This is a genomic window from Leptolyngbya sp. NK1-12 (genome assembly GCF_032598965.1).
In the GTDB taxonomy this organism is placed as follows: domain Bacteria; phylum Cyanobacteriota; class Cyanobacteriia; order Elainellales; family Elainellaceae; genus Elainella.
Map to the genome: position 1 here is coordinate 5,054,673 of NZ_CP053586.1, position 26,372 is coordinate 5,081,044.

20 protein-coding genes are annotated in these 26,372 nt (G+C 52.3%); 9 read left to right on the top strand and 11 right to left on the bottom strand.

Annotated elements, in window-relative coordinates:
* The first annotated feature begins 188 nt into the window (after nt 1-188).
* From proB to sigC, 3 genes are all read left to right on the top strand, one after another.
* Nucleotides 189-1,298 (top strand): glutamate 5-kinase, encoded by a 1,110-nt coding sequence (gene proB, locus HJG54_RS21425; RefSeq protein WP_316431291.1) that lies wholly within the window; start codon nt 189-191, stop codon nt 1,296-1,298.
* Between the two features lie 344 nt (nt 1,299-1,642).
* Nucleotides 1,643-2,020, top strand: coding sequence for a DUF4168 domain-containing protein (locus HJG54_RS21430; RefSeq protein WP_316431292.1), 378 nt, complete (start codon nt 1,643-1,645; stop codon nt 2,018-2,020).
* 414 nt (nt 2,021-2,434) lie between these two features.
* Nucleotides 2,435-3,682, top strand: a complete 1,248-nt coding sequence (gene sigC / locus HJG54_RS21435; protein WP_316431293.1) for an RNA polymerase sigma factor SigC — start codon at nt 2,435-2,437, stop codon at nt 3,680-3,682.
* A gap of 143 nt (nt 3,683-3,825) precedes the next feature.
* On the opposite strand, the gene HJG54_RS21440 is transcribed toward sigC, so the two are convergent.
* Both HJG54_RS21440 and HJG54_RS21445 read right to left on the bottom strand, forming a co-directional pair.
* Nucleotides 3,826-4,227, bottom strand: a complete 402-nt coding sequence (locus tag HJG54_RS21440; protein ID WP_316431294.1) for a RidA family protein — start codon at nt 4,225-4,227, stop codon at nt 3,826-3,828.
* Nucleotides 4,228-4,464: 237 nt separating this feature from the next.
* Entirely contained in the window at nt 4,465-4,899 is a 435-nt protein-coding gene (locus HJG54_RS21445) for an NUDIX hydrolase (protein WP_316431295.1), read from the bottom strand.
* A gap of 166 nt (nt 4,900-5,065) precedes the next feature.
* On the opposite strand from HJG54_RS21445, the gene HJG54_RS21450 reads away from it, so the two are divergent.
* The 3 genes from HJG54_RS21450 to HJG54_RS21460 all read left to right on the top strand — a co-directional run bounded on the left by HJG54_RS21450 (nt 5,066) and on the right by HJG54_RS21460 (nt 8,356).
* Nucleotides 5,066-5,563, top strand: coding sequence for a thioesterase family protein (locus HJG54_RS21450; RefSeq protein ID WP_316431296.1), 498 nt, complete (start codon nt 5,066-5,068; stop codon nt 5,561-5,563).
* Between the two features lies 1 nt (nt 5,564).
* Nucleotides 5,565-6,434 carry an alpha/beta fold hydrolase gene (locus HJG54_RS21455; RefSeq protein WP_316431297.1) on the top strand — a complete coding sequence of 290 codons (870 nt, stop codon included), beginning with the start codon at nt 5,565-5,567 and terminating at the stop codon, nt 6,432-6,434.
* A gap of 62 nt (nt 6,435-6,496) precedes the next feature.
* The gene (locus HJG54_RS21460) at nt 6,497-8,356 is read left to right on the top strand and encodes a mechanosensitive ion channel family protein (protein ID WP_316431298.1); all 1,860 of its coding nucleotides are present in this window, start codon (nt 6,497-6,499) and stop codon (nt 8,354-8,356) included.
* Nucleotides 8,357-8,361: 5 nt separating this feature from the next.
* Here HJG54_RS21460 and HJG54_RS21465 read toward each other — a convergent pair whose 3' ends face one another.
* Entirely contained in the window at nt 8,362-8,778 is a 417-nt protein-coding gene (locus HJG54_RS21465; RefSeq protein ID WP_316431299.1) for a glutamyl-tRNA amidotransferase, read from the bottom strand.
* Between the two features lie 467 nt (nt 8,779-9,245).
* Here HJG54_RS21465 and HJG54_RS21470 point away from each other — a divergent pair, with 467 nt between their 5' ends.
* Nucleotides 9,246-12,413 (top strand): efflux RND transporter permease subunit, encoded by a 3,168-nt coding sequence (locus HJG54_RS21470; protein ID WP_316431300.1) that lies wholly within the window; start codon nt 9,246-9,248, stop codon nt 12,411-12,413.
* 71 nt (nt 12,414-12,484) lie between these two features.
* Nucleotides 12,485-13,330, top strand: a complete 846-nt coding sequence (tatC, locus tag HJG54_RS21475; RefSeq protein WP_316431302.1) for a twin-arginine translocase subunit TatC — start codon at nt 12,485-12,487, stop codon at nt 13,328-13,330.
* On the opposite strand, the gene HJG54_RS21480 is transcribed toward tatC, so the two are convergent.
* Both HJG54_RS21480 and HJG54_RS21485 read right to left on the bottom strand, forming a co-directional pair.
* Entirely contained in the window at nt 13,316-15,373 is a 2,058-nt protein-coding gene (locus tag HJG54_RS21480) for a thioredoxin domain-containing protein (protein ID WP_316431303.1), read from the bottom strand. The genes tatC and HJG54_RS21480 overlap by 15 nt on opposite strands.
* Nucleotides 15,374-15,446: 73 nt before the next feature.
* Complete coding sequence (locus HJG54_RS21485) at nt 15,447-18,134, bottom strand: response regulator (RefSeq protein WP_316431305.1); 2,688 nt, start codon at nt 18,132-18,134, stop codon at nt 15,447-15,449.
* 514 nt (nt 18,135-18,648) lie between these two features.
* Between HJG54_RS21485 and HJG54_RS21490 the strand changes: the two genes are divergently transcribed.
* Nucleotides 18,649-19,290 (top strand): GUN4 domain-containing protein, encoded by a 642-nt coding sequence (locus tag HJG54_RS21490; RefSeq protein ID WP_316431307.1) that lies wholly within the window; start codon nt 18,649-18,651, stop codon nt 19,288-19,290.
* A 71-nt stretch (nt 19,291-19,361) separates the two neighbouring features.
* Here the strand turns inward: HJG54_RS21490 and HJG54_RS21495 are convergent, their stop codons facing one another.
* The 6 genes from HJG54_RS21495 to HJG54_RS21520 all read right to left on the bottom strand — a co-directional run bounded on the left by HJG54_RS21495 (nt 19,362) and on the right by HJG54_RS21520 (nt 26,367).
* Nucleotides 19,362-20,870: an inorganic phosphate transporter gene (locus HJG54_RS21495; RefSeq protein WP_316431309.1), complete on the bottom strand. Its 1,509-nt coding sequence runs from the start codon at nt 20,868-20,870 to the stop codon at nt 19,362-19,364.
* Between the two features lie 45 nt (nt 20,871-20,915).
* Nucleotides 20,916-22,037: a glycine cleavage system aminomethyltransferase GcvT gene (gcvT, locus tag HJG54_RS21500; RefSeq protein WP_316431311.1), complete on the bottom strand. Its 1,122-nt coding sequence runs from the start codon at nt 22,035-22,037 to the stop codon at nt 20,916-20,918.
* Between the two features lie 182 nt (nt 22,038-22,219).
* Nucleotides 22,220-23,215, bottom strand: a complete 996-nt coding sequence (locus HJG54_RS21505) for a glycosyltransferase family 2 protein (RefSeq protein WP_316431313.1) — start codon at nt 23,213-23,215, stop codon at nt 22,220-22,222.
* A 325-nt stretch (nt 23,216-23,540) separates the two neighbouring features.
* A complete protein-coding gene (locus HJG54_RS21510) occupies nt 23,541-24,479 on the bottom strand; it encodes a glycosyltransferase family 2 protein (RefSeq protein WP_316431314.1) in 939 nt (312 codons plus the stop codon).
* A gap of 11 nt (nt 24,480-24,490) precedes the next feature.
* Nucleotides 24,491-25,408 (bottom strand): glycosyltransferase family 2 protein, encoded by a 918-nt coding sequence (locus tag HJG54_RS21515; RefSeq protein ID WP_316431316.1) that lies wholly within the window; start codon nt 25,406-25,408, stop codon nt 24,491-24,493.
* Complete coding sequence (locus tag HJG54_RS21520; protein WP_316431317.1) at nt 25,405-26,367, bottom strand: glycosyltransferase family 2 protein; 963 nt, start codon at nt 26,365-26,367, stop codon at nt 25,405-25,407. The genes HJG54_RS21515 and HJG54_RS21520 overlap by 4 nt, the downstream gene beginning before the upstream one ends.
* Nucleotides 26,368-26,372: the final 5 nt, after the last annotated feature.

Here is a 26,372-nt window from a genome sequence, read left to right on the forward strand (position 1 = left end):
AAGGAATTCTGATACGGGATGTAGCCCTGCTAACATTTTGGTTAGATAAAACGAGGTCATCTAGTATAAAGACCTTGAGCATAAATCTCCGTAGATACTTCGTAAAGCGTCGGTCCTCACTATATAGAGGGCGGGCGCTTTATGATTTGGATTTATGATCAGGAACGTTGCCTTCGATCCTTTCCCCTATGTCGCAGACGATCGTCGTTAAAATCGGTACTTCTAGCCTGACGCAACCTGATACTGGCTATCTGGCTTTAGCGACTATTGCCCAAGTGGTGGACAGCCTCAGTCGCCTACGCAAGCTGGGCCATCAGGTGATTTTGGTATCTTCGGGGGCTGTGGGTGTGGGCTGCATGCGGTTGGGATTGACGGAACGTCCGCGCACCATCTCGATGAAGCAAGCCGTTGCCGCCGTGGGGCAGGGACGGTTGATCCGCACCTATGATGATTTGTTTACCGCCCTCCAGCAACCCATTGCTCAAGTTCTGTTAACTCGCAGCGATCTGGTGCAGCGCAGCCGCTATGTCAATGCCTATCGCACCTTTCGCCAACTCCTCAAACTTGGCGTAATTCCTATCGTCAATGAAAATGATACGTTAGCCGTTGAGGAATTGAAGTTTGGCGATAACGATACCCTGTCGGCGTTGGTAGCTAGCTTGATTGGAGCCGATTGGCTGTTTCTGCTCACTGATGTCGATCGGCTTTACTCAGCAGATCCGCGCTACGATCCCAACGCCCGCCCAATCGCCCTTGTCAATCAAATTGATGAGCTGGAAGCGCTGCATGTAGAGGTGGGAGACCGAGGTACTAATTGGGGTACAGGCGGTATGGTGACGAAAATTTCAGCTGCCCGCATTGCCACCACAGCCGGAGTCCGAACCGTAATTACCGAAGGCCGTTCACCTCAAAACATCGAAAAAATTCTCCAAGGCGAGGCGATTGGTACCCTATTTGAGCCGCAGCCCCAGCCCTTTAATGCTCGTAAACGCTGGATTGCTCACGGACTGTTGCCAGCGGGCAAACTTTACCTCGATTCCGGAGCTGTTAACGCCATCCGCCAAGCGGGCAAATCGCTACTTGCCGCCGGGATTAAAGAAGTCGAAGGCGAATTTCAAAGTCAAGATGCTGTGCAGCTATGCGACAGCCGTGGACAAGAAATTGCTCGTGGCATTGTCAATTATAGTAGTGTTGAATTACAAAAAATTCGCGGCTGCCGCTCGGAAGATATTCCTAGCATCTTGGGGTATGAAGGAGCAGAAACCGTGGTTCATCGAGATAATTTGGTACTGAGTTAAGTGTGGATAGCTAAACTTGATTTCTGTTGGTTTGCTGAGCATCTTTTTGCAAAGTATTGAAATATTTTGCACTAGCTTGCTTTGCTGGTATCTCTATAATTATTTCGTGACATCCTCCCGACGCTCTACGCCTACGGCGGAGCGAAGCTCTACGGAGTAACGATAGAGCGCGGGGCTTCCCGTCTAATAGCTAAAGTGTTGATAAACAAAATTGCACTTTACAGCCTTTTTCAGGCTAGTGAAGTACGAAAAACGCTGTATATTCATCAAGAAGAATGCTTGCATTCCCTATTCAATTTTTTCACTGCTTTATTAAAACCTTGTGGGCTTGTTTTTTAGTGCTTTTGATTTGGCTCGTTCCCCTCAGCACCATCGCCGCAGAATTACCAACTTCAACGAATCAAACTAACATTGAAACCGAAACCTCTTGGTTGGGGCAAAACTTAGATACCGATGACATTTCTGCTGAGAAAATCAGTCAATTTGTACAGGCTTATTTGCAAGTGCTGAGTTTGATTGAACAGCGAGAGAATGAGTTGCAGGGCGCAGAATTAGAGTCCGAATCACAGCAGATTCAGCAGGAAATTGAAGCTCAGGCTGTGGAGCTAATTCAAGCATCGGGCTTGACATTGCAAGAATACTTGCAGATTTTGAGTTTGACGAATATTGTTCCAGAATTTGGCGAACGAGTTGCCGCTCAGCTGCAAGAAGCCAGCAATTGAACTCAATAAGCGCCCAAACATTCACTCAGCAACCGGTCAAGCATGGTTTCTTGCTGGCCTGTCATGGGCATGGCTTTCTAGTCCTAGCGTGATAGTCACTCCCAATTGGCTTCAACGAAACTTCACCCTAGCTTGATGGAAACCCTACCAACAATTCAATAATTGCGTCAGGAAATAGCGATACAAGTGGTGTAGATGAAGGTACTACCTAGAACCCGATCAGCTCATTAAACCAATTCGTCGGATCGAATTAGCTGATTGCATAGGTGGGTAAGACAATGCTGCTAGGTCAGTTTTGCGGTGAAACTTTCGGCCTCTTTTATGAGTCCTGGTAATCAAACCGCAACAGTGGGAATACTAACAGCAGGCAATGAAACAGCCCCCTTGTTACCTGGAGCAATCGAGATAAGTACTATGCCAGCAAGACCTTTTTTCGCTGATCCAGAATATGACGAGTCCTCTAGCGAAATGCAGTTTCAGCTCAGTGATGGACCACAGCGCGCTGAATTGGAAGCAGAGGGAATGGAAGATCTGGAGTTAGATTATACCGACGCCGCCAATCTTGGTCGTAACGCCGGACGCCGCACAACCGACTTAGTTAGACTCTATCTCCAGGAAATTGGGCGGGTGCGCTTACTTGGGCGCGACGAAGAAGTTTCAGAAGCTCAAAAAGTGCAGCGTTACATGCGTTTAGTGGAGCTGCGCAATCAAGCTGCGGCTGAGAACCCTGAGATTGGTCAATATGTTCACTTGATCGAAGTGCATGACCGTTTGGCTTCTATGCTAGGGCATCGTCCTTCTTGGGAACGTTGGGCCAATGAAGCGGGTGTAACAGTTGCTGAACTCAAGCCCATCCAGGCTGCCGGGAAACGGGCTTGGGCCGAACTGGCAAACTTGTCAGTTGCCGAACTAGAGCAAATCATGTCCGACGGCACCAAAGCCAAAGACCACATGATTAAGGCCAACCTGCGGCTGGTGGTTTCGGTGGCTAAGAAGTATCAAAATCGCGGACTAGAGCTGCTGGATCTGATTCAGGAAGGCACTCTGGGGCTGGAACGCGCCGTCGAGAAGTTTGACCCCACTAAGGGCTATCGCTTTAGCACCTACGCCTACTGGTGGATTCGCCAGGGCATTACCCGCGCGATTGCTACTCAAAGCCGGGCAATTCGACTGCCGGTTCACATTACCGAAAAGCTGAACAAGATCAAAAAAGCCCAGCGCAAAATCTCCCAGGAAAAGGGGCGGACACCTACCATCGAAGACATTGCTGCCGAGCTGGATATGACCGCACCTGCCGTGCGCGAAGTACTGCTGCGAGTTCCTAGAGCCGTCTCGCTGGAAACCAAAGTCGGTAAAGAGCGCGATACCGAACTGGGAGAACTGCTAGAAACCGAGGATGTCACGCCCGAAGAAATGCTGATGCGGGAGGCCCTACAGCGTGATTTGCAGCAGCTATTAACTGACTTAACCAGCCGGGAACGGGATGTGATTCAGATGCGGTTTGGTCTAGATAATGGTCAACCCTACTCGCTAGCAGAAATTGGTCGAGCGCTCGACCTCTCGCGGGAACGGGTTCGCCAGATTGAAGCCAAAGCCCTGCAGAAACTCAGACAGCCCAAGCGCCGCAATCGGGTGCGGGACTATCTGGAATCCCTCACATAAAGCAGGTTAACTGAGTTCACGCTATTCTTACTGGATGCTAAATCAACGGGGATGGAGCCTATTCATCTCCGTTTTTTGTTTGCCTGTGTGTATTCATGTTGCTAACTCGTGGAACAGAATCAATGATGCGAGGAGCTTTGCATTCAGGCTGTTGTCGCCACTACAGCAATACATTCAATTTCGACCCGTACATCCTTAGGTAAACGAGAAACCTGCACACAAGCCCGGGCTGGGGCAGTTGCTTCCTGAAAATATTTGGCATAGACGGCATTCATAGCAGCAAAATCATTCATATCGGCCAAAAAAACCGTAGTTTTGACCACATCTTCGAGTTTTGCCCCGGCTGCTGCCAGAATTGCCGTCAGGTTCGCCATCACCTGCTCGGTCTGCTCAACCACATTACCCTCACCCACAATTGCACCTGTTTGGGGATCCAGTGGAATTTGTCCTGCTACAAAAACCATCTGTCCAGTTGCTGCAATGGCCTGATTGTAGGGGCCAACTGGGGCAGGAGCTTGATCGGTGCGAATAACTTGGTGAGACATGGCAATTTTGATTTTCTAGCTCTTAATTCTGAGTTGATTAGGCGAAGCGGCTTTGTCAGAGGGAAGGTCTTAAGTTCTGAAATTTCTATGGGCTTCAGTATCGTACAAGGCGCAGCTTGGGTAGAACTGCCATCCATGATTTTACTACCAGGGTATTAATTCAAAATTAATTCAAAGCTTAAAACTCCTTGCTCCGTGCAGGCTATTGCCAACGGCAGGCTGCGCTAACAAAACTTGCTACTTCAGCAGCCGTGGTCTTAGGCCGTAATGCCGGTAATAGCAATAATCACGCAGGATGTGGTCGTGGTCGAAGCAGAGCTTGGTCGGAAGCTGCCACAGTTCAAAAACGCCGAGAGCCTTGGCATCGTCTTGGGCTTGGGGTTCACCCTTGGCGATTGCCAGAAACACTACACTGAGCGTATGTTGGCGCGGGTCTCGATTTGGGTCTGAATAGACCTGAAACTGTTCGATTAGCTCGACCTGCAAGTTGGTTTCTTCCTCCGCTTCGCGGCAAGCTGCGGTTTCAACCGATTCGCCATAGTCTACAAAGCCGCCAGGTAAAGCCCAACCAAGAGGAGGATTTCGGCGTTCAATCAGAACAATTGGACGCTGGGGACGATCCACTAATTCGATAATGATATCAACGGTTGGCACTGGGTTGCGATGAGCCACGGTCTTACTCAGATCACTTCCTTTTCAGGATAAGAGGAGTAAGGTTTTGTTTGCACTCAGCTTTTACCGTTGCCTTAACCCGTGAGTATGTACCCTACTGAACTCCCCCAGATGGACGATGAGGCTTAGCTGATCAGCGTGGCACAGTCGAGGAGTTGGTCTAACGATGAACCCTGATGAAACTAGAATGGAACCCTTTACGACCTACCTGCGCGTGCGGCGCTACGAAATGGACGTGCATGGCCATGTCAATAATGCCGTCTATCAGCACTACCTAGAGCAGGCGGCGATTGAACATTCTGAATCGTTGGGGTTCACAGCGGCTCTATACGAGAAATTGGGCGGCACCTTTGTGATGCGGCGAATTACTATCGATTATCTGCGTCCCGCTTTTGCCGGGGATACGCTGGCATTGACGACATGGCTACAAGAAATGCGCGGATCACGGGCCTTGCGTCGCTACGAAATTCGCAGGTCATCTGACTCTGAACAGGAATCAGATCTGATTGTGACAGCAGAAGCACTGTGGGTTTGGGTGGACATACAGACGATGCGACCCAAAGCCATTCCTGACCAAATTCTGGAAACATATGGACTGTTAACCAGTCAAAACCAAGGGCGGAAGTCGCAGCAAATCAAGCAGCAGATCAAAGAGGTGAATTGAGATGACCACTTCCCAATTGCAGCACGAATTTATTGTCAGCAATGGCCTGCGGCTCCACTATGTTACTCAAGGGGAAGGGCCACTGATGCTGATGCTGCACGGGTTTCCTGAATTCTGGTACTCTTGGCGGCACCAAATTCCCGAATTCGCACAGCACTACAAAGTGGTAGCGCTCGATCTGCCCGGTTACAACGAAAGTGACAAGCCCACCAATCTATCGGCCTATCGCCTGAGTGAACTGGTGCAAAATGTGCGCAGAGTGATTCAGGGCTTGGGCTATGACCGTTGTGTACTAGTCGGGCACGACTGGGGCGGTGCGATTGCCTGGAACTTTGCCTACGCCCATCCTCAACTAGTGGAACGCCTGATCGTGTTGAACTTGCCCCATCCGGCTAAATTTGCTGCCGGGTTACGCACGCCGCAGCAGTTGCTCCGCAGTTCCTATATTTTCTTTTTCCAAGTGCCGCTACTGCCAGAATGGGTGGTACAAACCTTTGAGTATCAGCCAATTGCGGCAGGACTAAGCAATGTCGCGGTCAATAAAACCGCGTTTACCGCTGCCGATCTGGAAGCCTATAAGCAAGCCGCTGCTCAGCCGGGAGCCTTGACAGCAATGCTCAACTACTACCGAGCCAACTTCTGGCAGCCAGAGCTAACCTCCCAAAATTGGGGTATGCTGACGACTCCGACGCTGCTGATCTGGGGAGAAGATGACGTGGCTCTGGGTAAAGAGCTAACCTACGGCACAGAGGCCTATGTTGCTGATCTGACAGTGCGCTACATTCCCCAATGCGGACATTGGGTGCAGCAGGAAAAACCTGACCTCGTAAACCAATACATGCGGGAATTTTTGCAGCTACCGCCCGCTTAGCCGCTTCATCTTCCAGACTCCTAACTTTAAAAACTCTAAAATTCGGTGTGAGGAAAAGCCAAATGAGAAATTTGTTGGATTCAATGCGGCAAACTCAACAGCGAATTTATCGAATTTGCCGAGGCCGCTCGACTTGGTTCGCCATCTTGCTAAGTTTGCTGGCCAGTGCGCTAGTGATTAGTGGGCCGCAGACAATTGCTTGGGGACAGATACCTAGCCCCAATCCGACGGAAATTCTGTCTTCCCCGCTGCGTCAGTTAGAAAATCGGCTGCCGGTTCTGGGGGATCTGCTCGATACAGCCGAGATAACTCGTGGGGTCGTGCGTTTGGATGGTCGCCGGCTGTTTACAATCGCGGTTCCTGCGCTTCAGGATCAGGCAGATTCACAGGAAGACTCGGCCTCGCTGCAATCTCGCGTAGAGATTATTGAACGGCGACTCCAGCAAATTGTCGATCGCGGATTTGACCCGGAGAGTTTAGAGATCACAACAGAAACTGACTCTAGCAGTGGACAGCCTGTAATTTATGTCAGCTACCGTCGCGATGGTGAATCCAACTACGATCAGTTACTCACAGTTACGGCGCTTGACGCCCAGATCAACGGTACCAACCCCTCTGCGTGGGCCGAAGAAATTAGCGCCATTGTAGAAGATGCTCTGCTCTCAGCTCAGCAGGAGCGACAGCCGCAGTTTTTACAGCAGCAGGTCTGGTGGGCAGGAGGAATTTTGTTAACTACGGTGATTGGCAGCTTGTTGTTATCGCTCTGGCAGCGCTACTTAAGGGCCAAGCGCAAAAAACTATCGGTTCAATCCCACTCTGAGCAAACCGATTTGTCGGTGGCTGCTAATCCGGAAACCTCGCCTGAAATCACCACGGTTTTACTCCAGCGCCAAGCGCTAGTGCAGCAAAAGCGTCGGTTTAACGACATTCAGTGGCGGCTCTCTCAACTTGCCCAACTGCTGCTTTGGGGCATTGGCTTATTTGTAGTTTTCGGCCTGTTCCCCTACACGCGCTGGCTTCAGCCCGTCATGGTGCAGTGGGTGCAAATTCCGATTCGGCTGTTGATGGTTGTTTTGATGATCTACCTAGCCATTCGGTTCAGCGAGGTGATTATTGATCGGCTGTTTTGGGCACTGCAAAGCAGCACGAGTTTAGCAACGAACACCTCTCAGCGGCTGATGCTGCGATTCACCACCTTTTCGCGAGTCACTAAAAGCATTGCAGTACTGGTGTGGGGCAGTGTGGGCATTATTGCAGCCCTCTCCACGCTGGGAATTGCTATCAGTCCTGCCTTGTTAACCTTAGCTGGGGTGGTGGGTGTGGGGATTTCGCTGGCATCCCAAAACCTGATCAAAGATGTGATCAATGGGTTTCTGATTTTGCTAGAGGACCAGTACGGCGTTGGCGATGTGGTCAAGATTGGCGAGATGAGTGGCTTTGTCGAGAATATGAATCTACGAATTACCCAACTGCGCAGCAATGAAGGGCAGCTAATCACCATTCCCAACAGCGCCATTAGCGTTGTGCAAAACCTTTCTAAAGAGTGGTCTCGCGTCGATTTGGGCGTTAGCGTTGCCTATGAAGCCGACCTCGATCAAGCCTTAGCCGTCACCGAGCAGGTCGCTCAAGCGATGAGCCGCGATCCAGAATGGCAGGAGCTGATTTTGGAGCCGCCGCAGGTTCTGGGGGTAGACAATCTCGACTATGCCGGGGCGACGATTCGTCTTTGGATTAAAACTCAACCGCTGAAGCAGTGGGAAGTGGCTCGCGAATATCGGCGGCGGCTTAAGATTGCCTTTGATCAGGCTGGAATTCCGATTGGTATTCCGCAACAGTCGCTGTGGCTGAGCAATGTGGTTGGCGATGGCGACAGTCAACTTCCCCGCTCCCCTCAAGCAATGACTGGTAAGGGTAAAGGTTGAGCCAATCAACAGCCCAAGGTTGACTGAACTGAGGAACTAGCGGGTCGGGCAATGTAAGCCCGCCAACCGCCCCATGCCGTGATTTCTGGCTGATCTTGACAAATCACTGCTTCTGCTAAAACACCTAAAACCACCTCTCCATCGGCCAGAGCAACTTTACCGATACACAACCCAGCCGGTTCTTGCTGCAAAATTTCGCATAGCCCAGCCGCAGGCACCGCCCAGACCTCAACTGCAATCGCCTGCCCCGCTACGGCCACTCGCTGCATCGCCGGGTAGGAATCGCCAATCGACCAAAGTCGGTAGACTGGAGCCGTCTGGGTCGCTTTGACAAAGGTTGCACCAACCTGTTGCAGATTGCTATTCAGCTCCAAGCCCCGCATCAGCGTTCCATTCACAGCCAACAGCACCGAGTTACTCATAATTCAAACCAAAAATTGCAGATAGACAATGATGGCGTTTGCTGGGTTGATTGTATGCTAATAGTCAAGACGTGAATTAATCTAACTTTACAGATTTCCACTAGCTCTCAATATTTTGTTGCCTCGTCAGCAATATGGCTAGTTACAATCACCCGGATAGACGATGTTGAGCGTAGAGGCTTTGGGCTAATCTACTGCTCACGCCCTGTTTGATTCAGTGTTAATTTAATTTGCGCATTTCAAGTCCTTCTATACTTAACGCAAACTTTTAGCCTTAACGCAAAGCATGGTGCATTTTGGCTAAGTGGTTTGGCTAAGTGGGCTGCTCGACAAACGGTTCTGGTTGTTTTTAATTAATTGGCTTTTGACCCCTGGGGTGTCGATAGCGTGCTGGGTGAACTTTGTAGCATCAATCCCCTTCACTGCCGTCCTCTCCCCCGCTTCCACCCCTCATCTCGGTTTTTCCCATGTTTGTCAATTACTTCATCAAGCGCCCAGTTTTCACCGCTGTCTGTTCGATTGTGATTGTGTTTCTAGGCGCTATCGCTGGATTCACATTGCCCATTGCCCAGTTCCCAGAGATTACGCCGAAACAGGTGGTTGTCACGTCCAACTACACTGGGGCGGATGCGGAAACGGTCGAAAATGCCGTGACTAATGTCTTAGAGCGAGAGATCAATGGCGTTCAGGGCATGCGCTATATCAGCTCTAGCAGCGGCAGTGATGGCACCAGTCAAATCACCGTCACCTTCGGGGCTGATCAGGATCCAGATATTGCAACTGTCAACGTCCAGAACCGGGTTTCCCGCGTGCAGCCGCTGTTGCCCGAGTCGGTGACGCAGACTGGCGTGATCGTCAATCAACAGTCCAGCAACTTCTTGATGGCGATTGCAATCTATCCTGAGGATGACCAGTATGACAGCCTGTTTCTGAGTAACTATGCCGATATCTACATGGTGGACGGGCTGAAGCGGATTCCAGGCGTGGGGTCAATTGAGATCTTTGGCGAACGCAAGTTTGCTATGCGGTTATGGCTAGACCCAGCTCGCCTTGCCAGTCGGGGTCTGACGCCGCAAGATGTTACTGATGCAATCCGCGAGCAAAACATCCAGGTGGGGGCCGGTCAGATTGGGCAGCAGCCGGCTCCAGACGATCAGCAGTATCAGTTCAACCTGCGGGCCATTAGCCGCATGACGGATGTGTCTGAATTTGAGAACCTAGTATTGAGAACTGGCCCTGGTGGAGCCTTGACTCGTCTCAGGGACGTGGGCCGGGTCGAGCTGGGTGCAGAAAATTACGGCACTTTCCTAACCTACAATGGGCAAGAGGCGATTGGTCTAGGAATCACTCAGCGCCCTAACACCAACGCCTTGGAGACAGCTCAAGCCATTCGCACTGAGCTAGAACGCCTGAGCCAAGATTTTCCTCCCGGTCTGAAATACGCCGTCGCCTTTGACACCACCATGTTCGTGTCAGCTTCACTTCGGGATGTAGTACTAACCCTGCTGGCTGCCGTGGCGCTGGTGGTGCTGATTATCTTTGTCTTTTTGCAGGATTGGCGCACGACCCTAATTCCTAGCATCACCATTCCGATCGCTCTGATTGGTGCGTTCATTTTCACCAAAGTCTTTGGCTTTTCTCTCAACACCCTCACTCTGTTCGGCATGACTCTGGCAACCGGGGTAGTAGTAGACGATGCGATCGTTGTGGTGGAAGCGATTGCCACAAAAGTACAGGATCAGGGCATGAATCCGGTTCAGGCCGCAATGGAAGCAATGCGGGAACTGACCGGAGCCGTGATTGCCACGTCCCTCGTCCTGATGGCGGTGTTTGTGCCGGTAGCCTTTTTCCCAGGCACAACCGGAGCGCTCTATCAGCAATTTGCCTTAACGATTGCCTTCTCGATCGCCATTTCTACCTTTAATGCCCTCACGCTAACTCCGATGCTATCAGCTCTGCTGTTACGGCGGCAGCCCGAGCACGAGGGTCCGTTAGCGGGACTGTTTCGGCGCTTCAATCGCTTTTTGGACGCAACCCGGCGGCGCTATCGGCGCTCCTTGGGATTTCTGACGCGGATTCGCGGCTTGATTGTGATTGCATTTATTGCCTTGCTGTTTGTAACGGCTTGGATGTATCGAATTGTGCCCTCAGCGTTTTTACCCGAAGAGGATCAGGGCTACTTCATTACGCTGGTGCAGGCTCCCGAAGGAGTTTCACTCAACTACACCAAGAAAATTCTCGATCGCGCCTCTGAGGAGGTACGTCAACTGCCCGATGTGGAATCCAATTTTGCTGTTACCGGCTTCAGCTTTGCTGGGGTTGCGCCCAACCAAGGTATCATGTTCACCCTGCTAAAACCCTGGGAAGAACGGCCTCGGCGTGAACAACAGGTACAGGCATTGATTCAGCAGGCCCAAATGCGCTACTTCGGCATTCCCGAAGCCAATATCTTTGCCCTCAATCCACCTGCGATTCAAGGACTGGGCAACTTTGGCGGCTTTCAGATGGAACTGCAAGACCGTCGCGGTAATCTGCCGCTGGCAGAATTTGTGGCCAACTTTGGTAACTTCCTGGGCGCAGCTAATCAGAGACCTGAGGTGCAAGGCGTCTTTTCTACCTATGCTGCCAACACGCCCCAACTTCAGGTCACGGTGAATCGGGAGCAGGCCAAGGCGCTGAACGTAGACATTGACACCGTGTTTGAAACGATGCAAACGCTGTTGGGATCCCAATATGTGAATGATTTCACGCTGGATCGGCGCAACTATCGCGTCTATGTCCAGGCGGATGAACAGTTTCGCTCTAGACCAGAAGACATCAACAAACTCTATGTCCGCTCCCGAGACGGCGCGATGGTGCAGTTGAGTAATTTGGTGACGGTTGAGCAAACCACGAGTGCCCAAACCATTAGCCATTTCAATCTGTTCCGCTCGATTTCGGTGCAGGGAGCGGCGGCTCCAGACAAGAGTTCGGGTCAGGCGATTACCGCCATGGAGCAAACAGCGGCTGAAGTGTTGCCCCCCGGTATGGGCTATGAATGGAGTGGCACCGCCCTAGAGGAGATTGAGTCGGGCGGTCAGGCTCCCTTGATCTTCGGCTTGGGCTTGGTGCTGGTATTCTTGGCGCTGGCGGCTCAGTACGAAAGCTTTATTGATCCGACCATCATCATGCTGACAGTACCGCTGGCAATTTTGGGGGCACTTACAGGTGTGTTTGTGCGCGGCATTCCCAATGATGTCTACTGCCAGATCGCGCTGGTGATGCTGATTGGTTTAGCCAGCAAGAACGCGATTCTGATTGTGGAATATGCCAACCAACTGCGCCAAGACGGTTTGACTATTGTGCAGGCCGCCATTGAGGCCGCCCAGGAACGGTTGCGCCCCATTCTGATGACGGCTATTTCCAGCTTGATCGGGTTCTTTCCGTTGGCAATTGCTAGCGGAGCTGGAGCAGCTAGCCGCCAATCCTTGGGTACAGCGCTAGTGGGTGGCTTCTTGATTGCGACATTCCTGAGCTTGTTTGTGGTGCCGATTTTGTACATTGTGATCAAGCAAGGGACGGAGCGGTTTACGCCAACAGGCAAGAAAAAGTTGTCAAAACCAGCTCTGCCTCCAAGCGAAGTGGGGTCGCGCTAGAGCTTGGCCCTGAACCCTGCCGGTTCCAGATAGAATGGGGCAAGGTCGCTGTTATTTTGCTGTAAGAACCCATGACCGTTCCTCCCGATCTAGACGATCTAGAAACTGCGAATTCTACCGCTCAGAATGGTCAATCGATTACCTCCAATGGACCGGTAGATGCCGAGCAGGTGACCCCTGACTCGACCGACCCAGACGACTACCTCGATGAAGTGCCAGACGATATGGAAATGTCGCTGTTCGACCACCTCGAAGAACTGCGGCTGCGCATCTTTTATGCCCTGATTGCAATTGTCTTGGGCATCATTGTCTGCTTTGTCTTTGTGAATCCGATTGTGCGGCTTCTAGAGGTCCCTGCTCAGGGTGCCAAGTTTTTGCAGCTTGCTCCTGGAGAATATTTCTTTGTGTCTCTGAAGGTCGCAGGCTACAGCGGCATACTGGTCGCCAGCCCGTTTGTGCTGTATCAGATTGTCCAGTTTGTGCTGCCCGGTCTGACCCGACGCGAGCGGCGTTTGCTGGGGCCGGTGGTCCTGGGATCTACGGTGCTGTTTGTGGCTGGACTGGCCTTTGCCTACTATGCTCTGGTGCCCGCTGCGCTCAACTTTTTCATTACCTATGGTGAAGGCGTGGTCGAGCAGATGTGGTCGATCGAACGCTATTTCGAGTTTGTGCTATTGCTGATGTTCAGTACGGGCTTGGCCTTCCAGATTCCGATTATTCAGCTTTTGCTGGGGGCACTGGGCATCGTATCGTCTCAGCAAATGCTGACCGGTTGGCGGGTGGTGATTTTAGCAGCCGCGGTGCTAGGAGCGGTTTTGACGCCCTCTACCGATCCCGTCACCCAGAGTTTACTGGCCGGAGCCGTACTGGGGTTGTATTTTGGCGGCATCGGGCTGGTGAAGCTAGTGGGGCGCTAAAATGCTCTGTCGGAGTTGCGCCTGAAGCTGGTCCTCTGAGCGGGCCGGTTCCTGACAGCTCAAGCCCTGGCAAACCATCGCAATCGCCCCGTCTGGCAGGTCAGCCGATCGGTGATACACAACGGTTGGCTGGTACTGAGTGGCAAGAGTACCAATCTGTTCTGATCTGGTACGCACCAATGTAGGATGCTGGAACCAGTCTAGGGCCGCAAACAAACTGGGGCAGGTTTGAGGCCGTTCCTGCATGACCGTGCTGAAGGCTTGCAACGTTTGCTCGGCCTGATCCAGGTAGCTGACCTGTTCCAAACTAAGAAACAGTCGTACTAGATTGGCCACCGCTACACCATTTGCAGAGGGAATGGCATTGTCTTCATAACTGCGTTCCCGCACAACCAGATCGCCACGCGCATCGGTGTTGTAGTAACCGCCTAACTCAATACTCCAGAGAAACTCGTCAAACTCGGTTTGCAACTGTACAGCCTGATCTAACCAATCGGCGGAGATTGCCAAGGCCGAAGCCGCCTGATCCAGATCGAGCAGCGCTTTGATAAATAGGGCATAGTCCTCCGACTGGGCCAAAACGCTCGGCGCACCCTCATAGTTAAGACGATGGAAGCGGCCCTCAACCTGTTGGTGCTCCAGGATAAACTGAGCCGCTGTTGCCGCCAGCCGATAGTAGTCCAATTGCTGGAAGACGGCGGCGGCCCGAGCCAGTCCAGAAACCATCAGGCTATTCCAGGCCACGATCATCTTGGTATCTGTCACCGACGGAATTCGGCCCGGCCAGGATTGCTGTTTGGCTTCCTGATTATTGCGAGCCGGTGGAAAGGTGGACGTAGCGGCAGCAGGTGTACCGTAACGAGCCCTAAATAGTTTGCCGAGAGCGGTTTCTAGCTGGGCAGAAAGCTGCTCTGCATCGCGGCGTTGCAGCACGATCTTGCCCTCGAAATTGCCTTGGGGTGTGATCAGAAATCGGTCGCTCAGTTCGCTTAATTCATTAGGAGTGAGGAGTTGCTCTAGCTCGCTGTAGGACCAGACATAGAAAGCACCTTCTTCTGGCTCAGCTTCGTCAGGTGTGACAAAACTATCGGCATCCTGAGCGGCATAAAAGAACCCCTGCGGTGCGGTCATTTCCCGCTTCAGCCACTGTACTGTGCCCACAATTGCCCGTTCAAAGGCAGGCTCCTGGATACCCACGGCCCAGAGGTCAGCCAGGTATTCAACAATTTGGCCGTTGTCGTAGAGCATTTTTTCAAAGTGGGGCACCGTCCAGGTCGGGTCAACCGTATAGCGATGGAAGCCACCACCCACATGGTCATAAATTCCGCCCAAAGCCAGATCGGTACCGCGTTGTTGACAGACACTGAGCGCATCATAGCGCCGATCGGGAAAGTCAAATCGGTGGCCGCGCAAGGCCGTACCAGCATAGGGAATCATCGGAAAGCTTGGCCCCATGCCTTTGGCCGCCAGAATGCCAGCGCTATACTCCAACCCTAACCGCAGCAAATCTGCCGTTAAGTCCTCACCTTTGGGTAATTGAGTAGACTGCTGGAGCCGGTTCAATAGCCGCGACTTCACCGACAGAATGTTCTCAGCTTCAGTGGTGTAAATGCGGTGAATCTCCTGCAGGAGCCGCAAAAAACCAGGCAGATTGTAGCGCTCTTGCAGCGGGAAATAGGTACCGCCATAGAAAGGAACCAGATCCTCTGGAGCAAGAAAGACATTCAGAGGCCAGCCGCCTTGTCCGGTCATCAGCTGCAACGCCTGCATATAAATACTGTCGAGGTCAGGTCGCTCTTCCCGGTCCACCTTAATCGGCACAAAGTGGGTGTTCATGTACTCGGCAATTTCCGGATCCGAGAAGGCTTCCCCTTCCATTACCGTGCACCAGTGACAGCTCGAATAGCCGATGGATAGGAAAATGGGCTTGTTTTCTTGCTTGGCCTTCTCAAGGGCAGCGTCGCACCAGGGCCACCAGTCGATTGGATTTTCGGCATGCTTGCGCAGGTAGAGGCTTTGGGCTTGAGCAAGACGATTCGGCATGGGGCTAGCTAGAACTCGGCAAGGGTAGATTCCCTCTTTGAGTCTAACCCTATCTCATCCTCCCCTCTCATCCTCAGTTCAAGACTCGGCAGCGGCTCAGCGCTTGATGTAAACTGTCCAACCGCAGCGGTTTACTGAGGTAATCATCCATCCCGACTCGTAAACATTCCTCCCGATCGCCCTGCATGGCGCTGGCCGTTACCGCAATGATGTGTGGACGCGGTTGGGGCAGCCGATTAATTTGCCGAGTTGCTGCTAATCCATCCATTTCTGGCATTTGCACATCCATCAAAATCACATCATAGACCTGTCGAGCCAAGGCATCCAGCACCTCTAGCCCATTGCGGACCACCTCGGCTTGGTAGCCCAACCGTTGCAGCAGCTTGAGAATCACTTTCTGATTCACCACATTGTCTTCCGCCACCAGAATCCGCAGCGGTAACTGCTCAGCTAGCTGTTCTGTTTGCAGCAGAGTGATCATACTAGCGTCGAGGGCCGGAGTTCTGACCAAATTATCCAGCAGCACCTGATAGAACTGGGACTGTTTAATGGGTTTGTGAAGATAGCTGAGATTGGCAGAATCGGTTTCTGATGGAATGTCGGTAGAAGGACCACGGCTGGTTAGCAGAATCAGGGGCAAGTGCTGACCGACAGGAAGTTGGCGAATTGCCTGGATGAGCCTCAAGCCGTCTAGGTCGGGCAGATAGCTGTCAATGAGTACCAGGTCAAACTCCTGTCCCTGTTGCAAGCAATTCAGAGCGTCGGCTGCTTTCGCAAACGCTTGCACACTCATGCCCCAGTTACGGGCCTGGAGCACTAAATTTTGCCGACTGGTACCGTTGTCGTCTACGATCAGCAGTTTTTTATTGAGCAGCAGGGAGCGATGCTCCAGCGGCATAGGGCTGGTTGCAGGCTGGACTGCCGTTGCCACAATTGAAAAACAGAAGGTGGAGCCGCGTCCGAGTTCACTGTCCACCCAAATTCTGCCGCCCATCATCTCGCTCAAGCGCTGGCTAATCACCAGCCCCAAACCGCTGCCTCCGTGCTGACGGCTAATCGAAGAATCCACCTGGCTAAATGGCTTAAACAAGCGATTCAGTTGGTCTGAGCGAATGCCAATTCCGGTGTCTTTAACAGCAAACCGAATCGCGTAGATGCTTGGCTCTGGGCTAGCGCATGAGTTCACGGTCGCAAGTTTAGCCTTTTTGAGTTTGCGGGCTGCCACAGTAATCGTAATTTCACCTTGTTCAGTAAATTTGATGGCATTGCCTACCAAGTTAGTCAAAATTTGCCGCAACCGGGTGATGTCGCCCAAGATCTGTGGGGGTACGTTGGGATCGATCAAATAGGCTAGCTCTAGCCCTTTTTCTGACGCTTTGGGAGCCAATAAATCTAAAACCCCTTCGATGCAGGTGCGCAAATCGAGCGGGCGCTGCTCCAGATCCAACCGTCCAGCTTCAATTTTGGAAAAGTCAAGGATGTCGTTGATGATGGTAAGCAGGGTATCGCCGCTGGTGCGAATGGTTTCGACAAAATCCTGCTGTTGCAGTGTCAATTCAGTCTCTAGCAGCAGTTCGGTCATGCCAATCACCGCATTCATGGGAGTGCGGATTTCGTGACTCATCGTGGCTAGGAAGTTGCTTTTGGCCTGGTTAGATGCTTCTGCTTCCCAGCGAGCCTGTTCCAACGCCGCATTTTTTAACGTCAACTCCTGCCGCTGCCGCCGTTCTTGGTCCAACAATCGGGCTTGGGCAATCACGACACCAACTTGGGCTGCCACTGCTTCCAGTAAATCTACTTCATCCGCAGTCCAGTGGCGGACTCGATGACATTGCTGCAAACTGATTACTCCATTAGCTTCCCCTTGATAGGAGGTGCGAACGGCTAGCAGCGAGCGAATTTGATAGCGATGGCAAACCTGAACCATGCCGTGCAGCAGGGGTTCGGTGGTGACATCCGCCGAGGCAATCGCCTGATCGCCCGCTAACAGTCTGGCGACATAGGTATTATTTGCAACGGGAATCTGCAAGTTACAAGTAGCGTCATAGCCCGATTCCACATACTCGCTAATTACGCTCAACTGAGGTGCGGGGTCACTGGTGTAGCTGTGGATCAGGCAGCGATTCACCTCAAAGGCTCGGCCAATCTGAGTCACCGTCATTTGGAAAATTTTTTGCATATCCAAACTCTGGCGCATAGCGGCAGTAATTTGTTCGAGCAGATGGGTGCGGCGTCGCAGTTGCTGCACTAAAGATCCAGCAGAACCAGAATCAGCAGCCTGCTCAGCTTCACAGCTATTTTCTGAAGCTAGATTAGCAAAGGGGGTGACTGGATTAGCAGTTGCTGGACTCCCTGCAGGGATGGGCAGCTCATCCGCTGAACTAGAAACCGCTACAGCTTGAATGGAGAGTAACGCCTCATAGCCTTCACTTTGGGAAGCTGGTACAGCTGTGATCGTGATTTGACACTGATGGGTAACAGCAAGATGGGGCAAAAATAACGGCAGAAGCTGCTTGAGCGACAGTTTGGTTTTCTCTCCTAGGAAAATAGATTGCAATAGCGCCTGATATTCAGGCTGATTAAAAACCGGAAAATAGGAGCCAATGCCGTGCCCAATGATTTTTGTTCTTGGGAGATTAGTCCACTGCTCCAGACAAGCGTTCCAAAACAAAACGCGATAGTCCGGATCCAGCACACAGGCTCCAATCGGCATTAAATCAAGGAGGTGGTAAGTCTGCTCAGCTTTCTGCAACTGATCCATTGTTACGTTACTTGTTAGATCACGATTTAGATCACGATGGCCGTTTCGGGGCATTACCCGAAAGAATGAACAAATTCTCAGCTGGACCTCGGTGGATACAGGGGGGCATAGATGGACTGATCTGCGATCTCTTTAACTCAAACTGTGTAACTCAGACTGCGTAACTCAGACTGCGTGAAGGCTAACGGTTCGATTGACAATTTGCACCAGCTATTCCAAACCGTTAGCGACCCATGAAGCAATAAATGCTAGAAACAGGGAGGTTAAGTTCTATTGTTCACTGCCTCATCAGTTTTCGATCTTAAGAATTCCACAATTTTACGGAAAAATTTCAGTACAAAGTAAGTCAAATTGCCGAAGCGTTAGAAAGCATGGGTGTTACTGCGGTTTTTTAGATAATCCAATTCAGGGCAACAGGCCACCAATCATGCCACAAGCCAGGCTACAAACCAGAGTTGAGTTTCTGTGGCATGATGAGGCAAAGCATTTGCTGCTCTCCACCCTGAGGTAAGTCATGTCTGACCTGCAACAACCTGAACCCCAGACCTCTGAATTTCAACCATCTGAATTCCAGTCCTCTGAGCTAATGACGCGGCTCGCTGCGATTGAAACCCAACTACAACAGTTTGGTCAAATTCTCACTACCATTAGTGATCGGTTGACTCGCTCAGAAAATAGTTTGATGCTAGTGACCGATGTGCAGCGCTACCAAAAGCTACAGGAGCTGCTAGCCGCAGGGGATTTCCGGGAGGCTGATTGGGAAACCATTCGCGTGATTCAGGCCGTGACGGGTGAGCCTAACCTAGAAGACATTACACCTGATGATATGCGGCAGTTTCCTTGCAGCACGCTGCGAGTGATTGACAATCTCTGGCAGACCCACAGTCAAGGTAAGTTTGGCTTTAGTGTGCAAATTAAAATCTATCAAGACGTGGGCGGAACCCTAGAGACCACCATTGCCCAAGATCGAACGATGATTGAACGGTTCGGTGAACAGGTAGGGTGGCGTGCGAGTGAAAAATGGATCAAATGTGACGATTTAGACTATACGCTGAGTGCACCTCTTGGCTGTCATCCGTCTCGCTGGTGGAACTCACCGTTTGGTTCTAAAATGACCAACTATTTCTTTAATCGGCTGCTCACCTGTGGACTGTAACCTGTGGACTGTAACCTGTGGACTGTAGGATGAACAGCAAAGATTCAACCCACGCCTAGATACCTCGTCAGCTACTCAAAACCAAGCAGATGCACCACGGCCAAACCTGCCGCAAAGGTGGCTCCACCTAGTCCGATGCAAACTGGTAAAGTCAATATCCAGGCCAGCAGAATGTTGCGTACCGTTGTAATTTGCAGCCCCGATCCATTCGCTGTCATTGTACCTGCAACCCCAGAGGAAAGGACGTGAGTTGTGCTCACCGGCAAACCAAACGAATCAGCCGCAATGATGGTTCCCATTGCCACCAGTTCGGCTGAAGCGCCTTGCGCATAGGTGAGATGTTCCTTGCCGATTTTTTCACCGACTGTAACCACAATCCGCTTCCAGCCCACCATCGTTCCAATACCTAAGGCGATCGCGACTGCAACCTTGACCCAGATCGGAATGAACTGAGTTAAACTAGCCAACTGGCAGCGATGGGTTTGCACTAGGTCGGTATCTAAAGCAACTGGCAGTTGGTGGAGCCGCTCCAGTTTTTCCAGCGTGCTTGAGATCAGGTAAACATCACTGCGAAGTTGGGATCGCTGTGGAGTAGAAAGTTCAGTCAAACTAGCTCCAGTGAGCATTTCAGTAATTTTCCTTTCTTTTACGGCTAAGGCTGTTAGTGTATTCTCGCTAATATCTGCGCTCGTTTTCAAGAAGCGAGACAACTCGTTCGTTGCCTGTTCATTAGTTGTGATCTGCGAGTTGTCCACCAGCAAATACTTGATCTCATGTAAATGATCCTGTTCGATTTGTTCGAGTTGATTGACGATGGTTTGCGCAGAGGATGTGAGCTGGTTAACCGCCTCAGGAGTTAGAGTCAGATTTAAGGCATAGAGACCTGGCAGAATGCCAACCAGAATTAGCATGATCAACCCCATGCCTTTTTGACCATCGTTCGAGCCGTGGGCAAAACTAACGCCGGTGCAGGTGAGAATCAGCAAACCTCGAATCCAGAGCGGCGGCGGTTTTTCCTCATCTGGCGCAGCAAAGAGTTCAGGTTGTGGCAACAGGAATTTGCCAATCAGCAACAGCAGTGCCGCGCAGCAGAAGCCAATCAGCGGCGAGGTCAGCAAGGCAATCAATACCTCCTCAGTTTTTGCCCAATTGACGCCCTCGCCAAAACTCTCACCTAGCCAAGCATTTGCCAAGCCCACGCCCAAGATGGAGCCAATCAGGGTATGGGAACTGGAGGCCGGTAGGCCCAGATACCACGTACCCAAATTCCACAGGATCGCGGAAATCAGCAGGGCAAACACCATGGCAAATCCAGCCCCCGAACCCACATTCAGCACCAACTCTGCTGGCAGCAGCGCCACGACGCTAAAGGCCACCAAGCCCGTCGAAGTGAGGACGCCAATCAGGTTCCAGATCCCAGACCAGATCACAGCCACGATGGGTTTGAGACTATTGGTGTAGATCACCGTAGCCACTGCGTTCGCCGTATCGTGGAAGCCGTTGACAAACTCAAAGCTCAACGCCAACCCAATTGCCAACGCCAAAAAGCTGCTGCTAGTTACCGTCAGTTCGCTGCCCATAGGTTTGCTTCTGCCAAGCAGCCATTGAAGCAGTCAGAGTTCAATCTAGCCCAGGCTAGGACTCTTGTAGAATGGCCGCTTCACTACCGTAGCAGGATACAGCTTGCCGCGGATCTCAACGTCTAGCGATTGGTTAAGTTTGGATAGTTCCGTAGGCACATAGGCCAGCGCAATTGGGTAGCCCAGCGTCGGTGAAAGGGTACCGCTGGTGACTTTGCCGATTGTGGCTCCGGCCTGCACAATTGGGTAATCGTGGCGAGCAATGTTGCGTCCACTCAATTGCAATCCCACCAAGCGACGGGTTAGGCCCATCTGCTTTTGTTGCTCCAGCACCGAGCGGCCCATAAACGCCTCCACCCGGTCCAAATGCACCAACCAGCCCAGACCCGCTTCTAAAGGCGTTGTGGTTTCATCGATGTCCTGACCATAGAGCGCCATTGCCGCCTCCAACCGCAGCGTATCCCGTGCCCCCAACCCGCAAGGCACAACCCCAGCAGCCACGAGCTGCGGCCACAATTCCAGTCCTATTTCTGGATCTACCATGACCTCAAAGCCATCTTCGCCAGTGTAGCCAGTTCGAGCCAGGAAACTGGATTTACCCAGTACTGGAGCTTCGATGTGACCAAACCGCTGCACGGCTAACAGATCCGCGTCTACAAACCGCTGCAACTGAGCAATTGCCTGCGGTCCCTGCACGGCTAAAAGCACCCGGTCGGCAGATAGATCGGCTAAGGCCACCTGCTGCGCATCGAGGTGAGCCAGAAACCACTGCTTGTCCTTTTCCAAGGTGGCGGCGTTCACAATCGTCATCACCCGTTCTGTGCCATCGGCATCAGTACCCTGGTAGTAGATGATCAGATCATCAATGATGCCAGCTTCGGGATTGAGCAGCACCGTATACTGAGCTGCTCCGGGCTTCAAGCGGCTTAAATCTGAAGGGACCAGAGCCTGGAGCTGAGCCAGCAAATTGCGACCCCGAAACTGGAACTTGCCCATGTGGGAGATGTCGAATAGACCCGCCTGTTCCCGCACGGCTTGGTGCTCTTTGCTAATGCCGCTGTACTGGACCGGCATTTCCCATCCGGCAAAGGGGACCATGCGGGCGTTGAGTGCCAATTGCGCGGTATAGAGAGGTGTGCGGCGGAGAGGAGTGTCAAGTGAAGTCATACTAAGCATCCGAAAAGGGCGGCAACCAGAAGGGGCGTGTTGCTAATCTGCGCTTAGCCCATTCTTGTCTATTGTCCTCTGGGATGTCCGGATCGCTGCTGCAATTTGGGCAAAATTCTGCAAATATTGCGCCATTCCTGTAAAGGATTTGCCAGATCTCGCGGCACCGGATCTAACAGTGCTTAGCGGCGAAAGGTGGGCTTAATGTCAAAACTGGTTGCTTCAACGGGTTTCAAGGCTAGAGCTAACACACTGCGCCATGTCGCCAGATTGCTAGGAAAAGTCAGAGCTGAGCGTACTCCAGTCGAGATGGCCTGCCAGCGCTGGCCTGCTTGATGCTCGTACCAAGCCCGCCACAGCAAAAACTTTTGGATATGTTGAGCCGCAGATAGAGGACGGCAAGACGGTGAGATTGGCGGCGGTGGTGGCACAATGCCCCGCTGGAGGTCATCCATGCCAGTTGTTTGCCGCTGAGATTGGAATTCGCGGGCAATGGCATCAAAAAACTCGCGTTCGGTCGAACTCTTGGTGTGGGTAATCGAGGCGCGGTGCAGGCGGTAATAGTAGTGGATTCCTGGCTCATACCAGACGCGACAGGCTTCTCCTAGGCGCAACTGGAGATCAATATCTTCTGCCGTCTTGAAGTAGGAACGAAACCCACCCAACGAGCGCAGTACATCGGTTCGGATCGCATAGGTACAAAGATGGGTGCGTGCATAGCCAGCACAAAGCTCTAGGGTAATTTCTTCGGCGATTGGGCTATCGTCGAACTGGACCAGCGGCGATCCTTTCGGGGCAATGGCAGCATACCCACCGCAGATGGCACCAAACTCAGGATTTTGGCTCAACCAATTCACCTGCTGGGCAATTCGGTTCGCAGGGTACAGGTCGTCTGCGTCGCATCGCACCATATATTGACCACGAGCTACAGCCAACCCGGTATTGAGGGCATCGGCAATGCCTTTGCCTTGATTCTCGATAATCCGCAGCCGCGGATCGCCTAGCGCCCGTGCTCGCGTTAGCGAAGCATCGGTCGAGCCATCATTGACCACAATTACTTCTAGGGGTACGGTGTGTTCCTGCAAAATTGAAGACAGGGCAGCAGCAATGTAGCGTTCGGCGTTGTATACGGGCACGACCACACTGACAAGCACCGACTGGTTTCTAGATTGCACCACAGACCTATTCCTCCCTTCCTATTGGGTAGCGGCCACCTGAAAAGCGTCGGAGATAACTAGTAAATCACAAACCCAACTCCCTTCGCCGTGATTTGACGCACTTTAGCTCAAAATTTTTTGCAAGCCTCCCCGTAGATCTACGTAACCAATTATCTAAAAATTAGCATCTACCTTAGGTTATACCTGGAACTTGCGGAAAATCTAAATCTAGAATATAAAATTTTATACAAATACCCTAGTCATATACGGGGGCAAGCAGTGAAATGGCAGCGGCTTCTGGGATTTTTAAGCCATTGGGCTGCCCTGCTAGCTTCATAGCAGTGCTTCATTCCCCAGTTCCTTGCTTGGCTGGCTTCGGTAAGGGCTTCAGCAGGGCGCAGCTCACCAGAATCCATCCGGCGCGATGCCAAGGCAAGGCTCGAATCGCTTTTAGGCCGTAGATCAAAGCCGTTTGGCGCTCACCGCTATTGAAGGCCCACCAGCCATATTGCATCCAGAAGCGGTGTTGCGAGCCATGATCCTTGCCCGGACGCCACAGCTCACCGGCCTCAAACCCGCCCTGGATACCCCGCCGCTGCCACGCTCGCTCACAGGCTTCGAGGGCTTTTTGTCGCTGGAGGGCACAGTCCTGTTCACTGACGGAGTTGGCATGGAGCCGGTATTGCACCAGTGCCTCTGGTAAATTTGCTAACTCACCCACTTCTCCCAACCGCAGCCATAGATCGAGATCTTCAGCCTGGGTCATGGTTTCGTCATAACCGCCAATCTGCAACACCACCGAACGACGCAGCATCGCGCAGGGCTGGAAGATCGCGGCATGTCCGGCCAGGATTTTCGTCTGAATCTCATCGTTGTGCAGCGGCACAGGCAGCTGAGTGAGAAACCGGCCTTTGGCGTCGATCAATTCAAAGGCGCTGCCCAGGCAAACCACTTGGGGATGCTGCTGAAGAAACGCGACCTGTTGGGCTAATCGATCCGGTCGGGCAATGTCGTCGGCATCTAGGATGGCGATCAGTTCGCCGCTGGCTCGGGCAACCAGTTCGTTGCGCGTGCGGGGAATGCCGCGATTCTCCCGGCTGATCAGGCGAATGCGCTGATCCTGATCGGCTAACTGCTGCAAAACCCTGAGAGTCCCATCCGTAGAGCCATCGTTGATAATAATCAGCTCCAAATCCGGCCAGGTTTGATTCAGGATACTGGTAACGGCCTGGGCCACATAGCGTTCGCTGTTATAGGCGGCCATTAAGACAGAAACAAGCGGCATAATCAAAACTTCTAATCTGGTATCGGTTTAATTAACGTGCAGGCCAAAAGCCGCCAGCCATCGGGGTTCCAGGGCATGGTGCGGATGGCTTTGAGGCTGTAGATGAGGGCGTCGGCACGGTTGCCGGCTTTGAAAAACCACCAGCCGTACATGGTGATGAACTGGTGGCGCGAAGCTCGGTCCACCGGACGCCAAGGTGGTGCCTCGTGGAATTGGCCCTGGATGCGGCGGCGTTCCCAGGCTTGCTGGCAGGCATGGCGGCGCTGCTGGGTTTGTTGGGCTTGCAGGCGTTCACTGACGGACTGGTCGTGTTGCCGATAGCGGAGGACGGTCTGCTTCAGATTGGCGAGTTGGCCGATTTCGCCTAGCTTCAGCCACAGATCCAGATCCTCGGCTGGATGCATCGATTCGTCGTAGCCACCCACTTGCTGCACAGCCCAGCGCCGCATCATGGCCGAAGGATGGTTGATTGGGGTTTGGCCGCTGAGGGCAAGCTGTTGAATTTCGTCGTTTTGTTCAGCTTCGGGATGATGCAACAGAAACCGTCCGGCCTCATCGATCCAGTCTTGGGCACCGCCGACGCACACTACGTCTGGGTGCTGTTGCAAAAAGTCCACCTGCTGGGCCAACCGATCCGGCAGCGCGACATCATCGGCATCCATGCGGGCAATCAGTTCGCCTTGCGCCAAAGCCAACATCTCATTCAGAGCTTGCACATATCCGGTATTGGGCCGGCTAATCAGGCGAATCCGGTTATCTTGAGCGGCATAGCGCTGCAAAATCTTCAAAGACCGATCAGTCGAACCATCGTTGACAATCAAAAACTCAAAGTCGCGGTAGGTTTGCTGCAAAATGCTTTCCACAGCTTCAGCCAGATAGCGCTGAGCGTTGTAGACGGGCATTAGAACCGAAACCTTGGGTGGAGTCATACCGATTTTTCTGGCTGTAGGACAGTTTGGAGATTAGAGACAGGTTTGGGAATGGGTTTGATCAAAGCGCAGGCCAATAGTTTCCAGCTTTTCAGCGTGGTGGGTTTAGCGGCAATCGCCTTGAGGCCACACTCTGCTGCCGTGAGCCGAAAACCGTTGCAAAAGGCCCACCAGCCATAGTGATGCCAGAACTGCTGCTGGGAATCTGGCTCTGGCAACGGGCGATACCAGGGCTGGGGCGAATCGTAGTAGCCGCTAATACCGCGTCGTGTCCAGGCTTTCTGACAAGCTCGCTCCGCCATTTGCGACTGAAACAAAATATTTTGGGCACTAACCGAATTGGGGTGAAAGCGGTACTTCAGCACGACGTCCGGCAGGTTTGCCAACTGACCAATTTCACCGAGCCGCAGCAGCATGTCCAGGTCTTCGACGGTTTTCATGTCCGGGTCGTAGCCGCCGATTTGTTGCAGGGCCGAGCGCCGCATCAGGGCACAGGGATGGTTGATAATCGTGCGTCCAATCAGCAGCATCTGCTGGATCTCATCGTTGTGTTCCGGCATCGGAATCCACTGCACCGTGCGGCCTTGAGGGTCAATCAAATCAAAGGCACCGCCGACACAGACTACCTCTGGATGCTGGCGGAGAAACTGCACCTGAAGCGCCAACCGATCGGGCGTGGCAATGTCATCCGCATCCATGCGGGCCAAAAATTCGCCGTTGGCTTGCTCCAGCATTTCATTGAGGGTGTAAATCAGACCTTTGTTCTCACGGCTGAGCAGGCGAATCCGAGTATCTTGGGCTGCATAGCTTTGCAGAATCTCCAAAGAACGGTCGCTGGAACCATCGTCGGTAATCAACAGCTCGAAGTCTGTGAAGGTCTGGGTCAAAATACTTTCGATTGCTGGTCCTAGATAGCGTTCCGCATTGTAGACGGGCAGTAGAACAGAAACAAGAGGCATGGCAG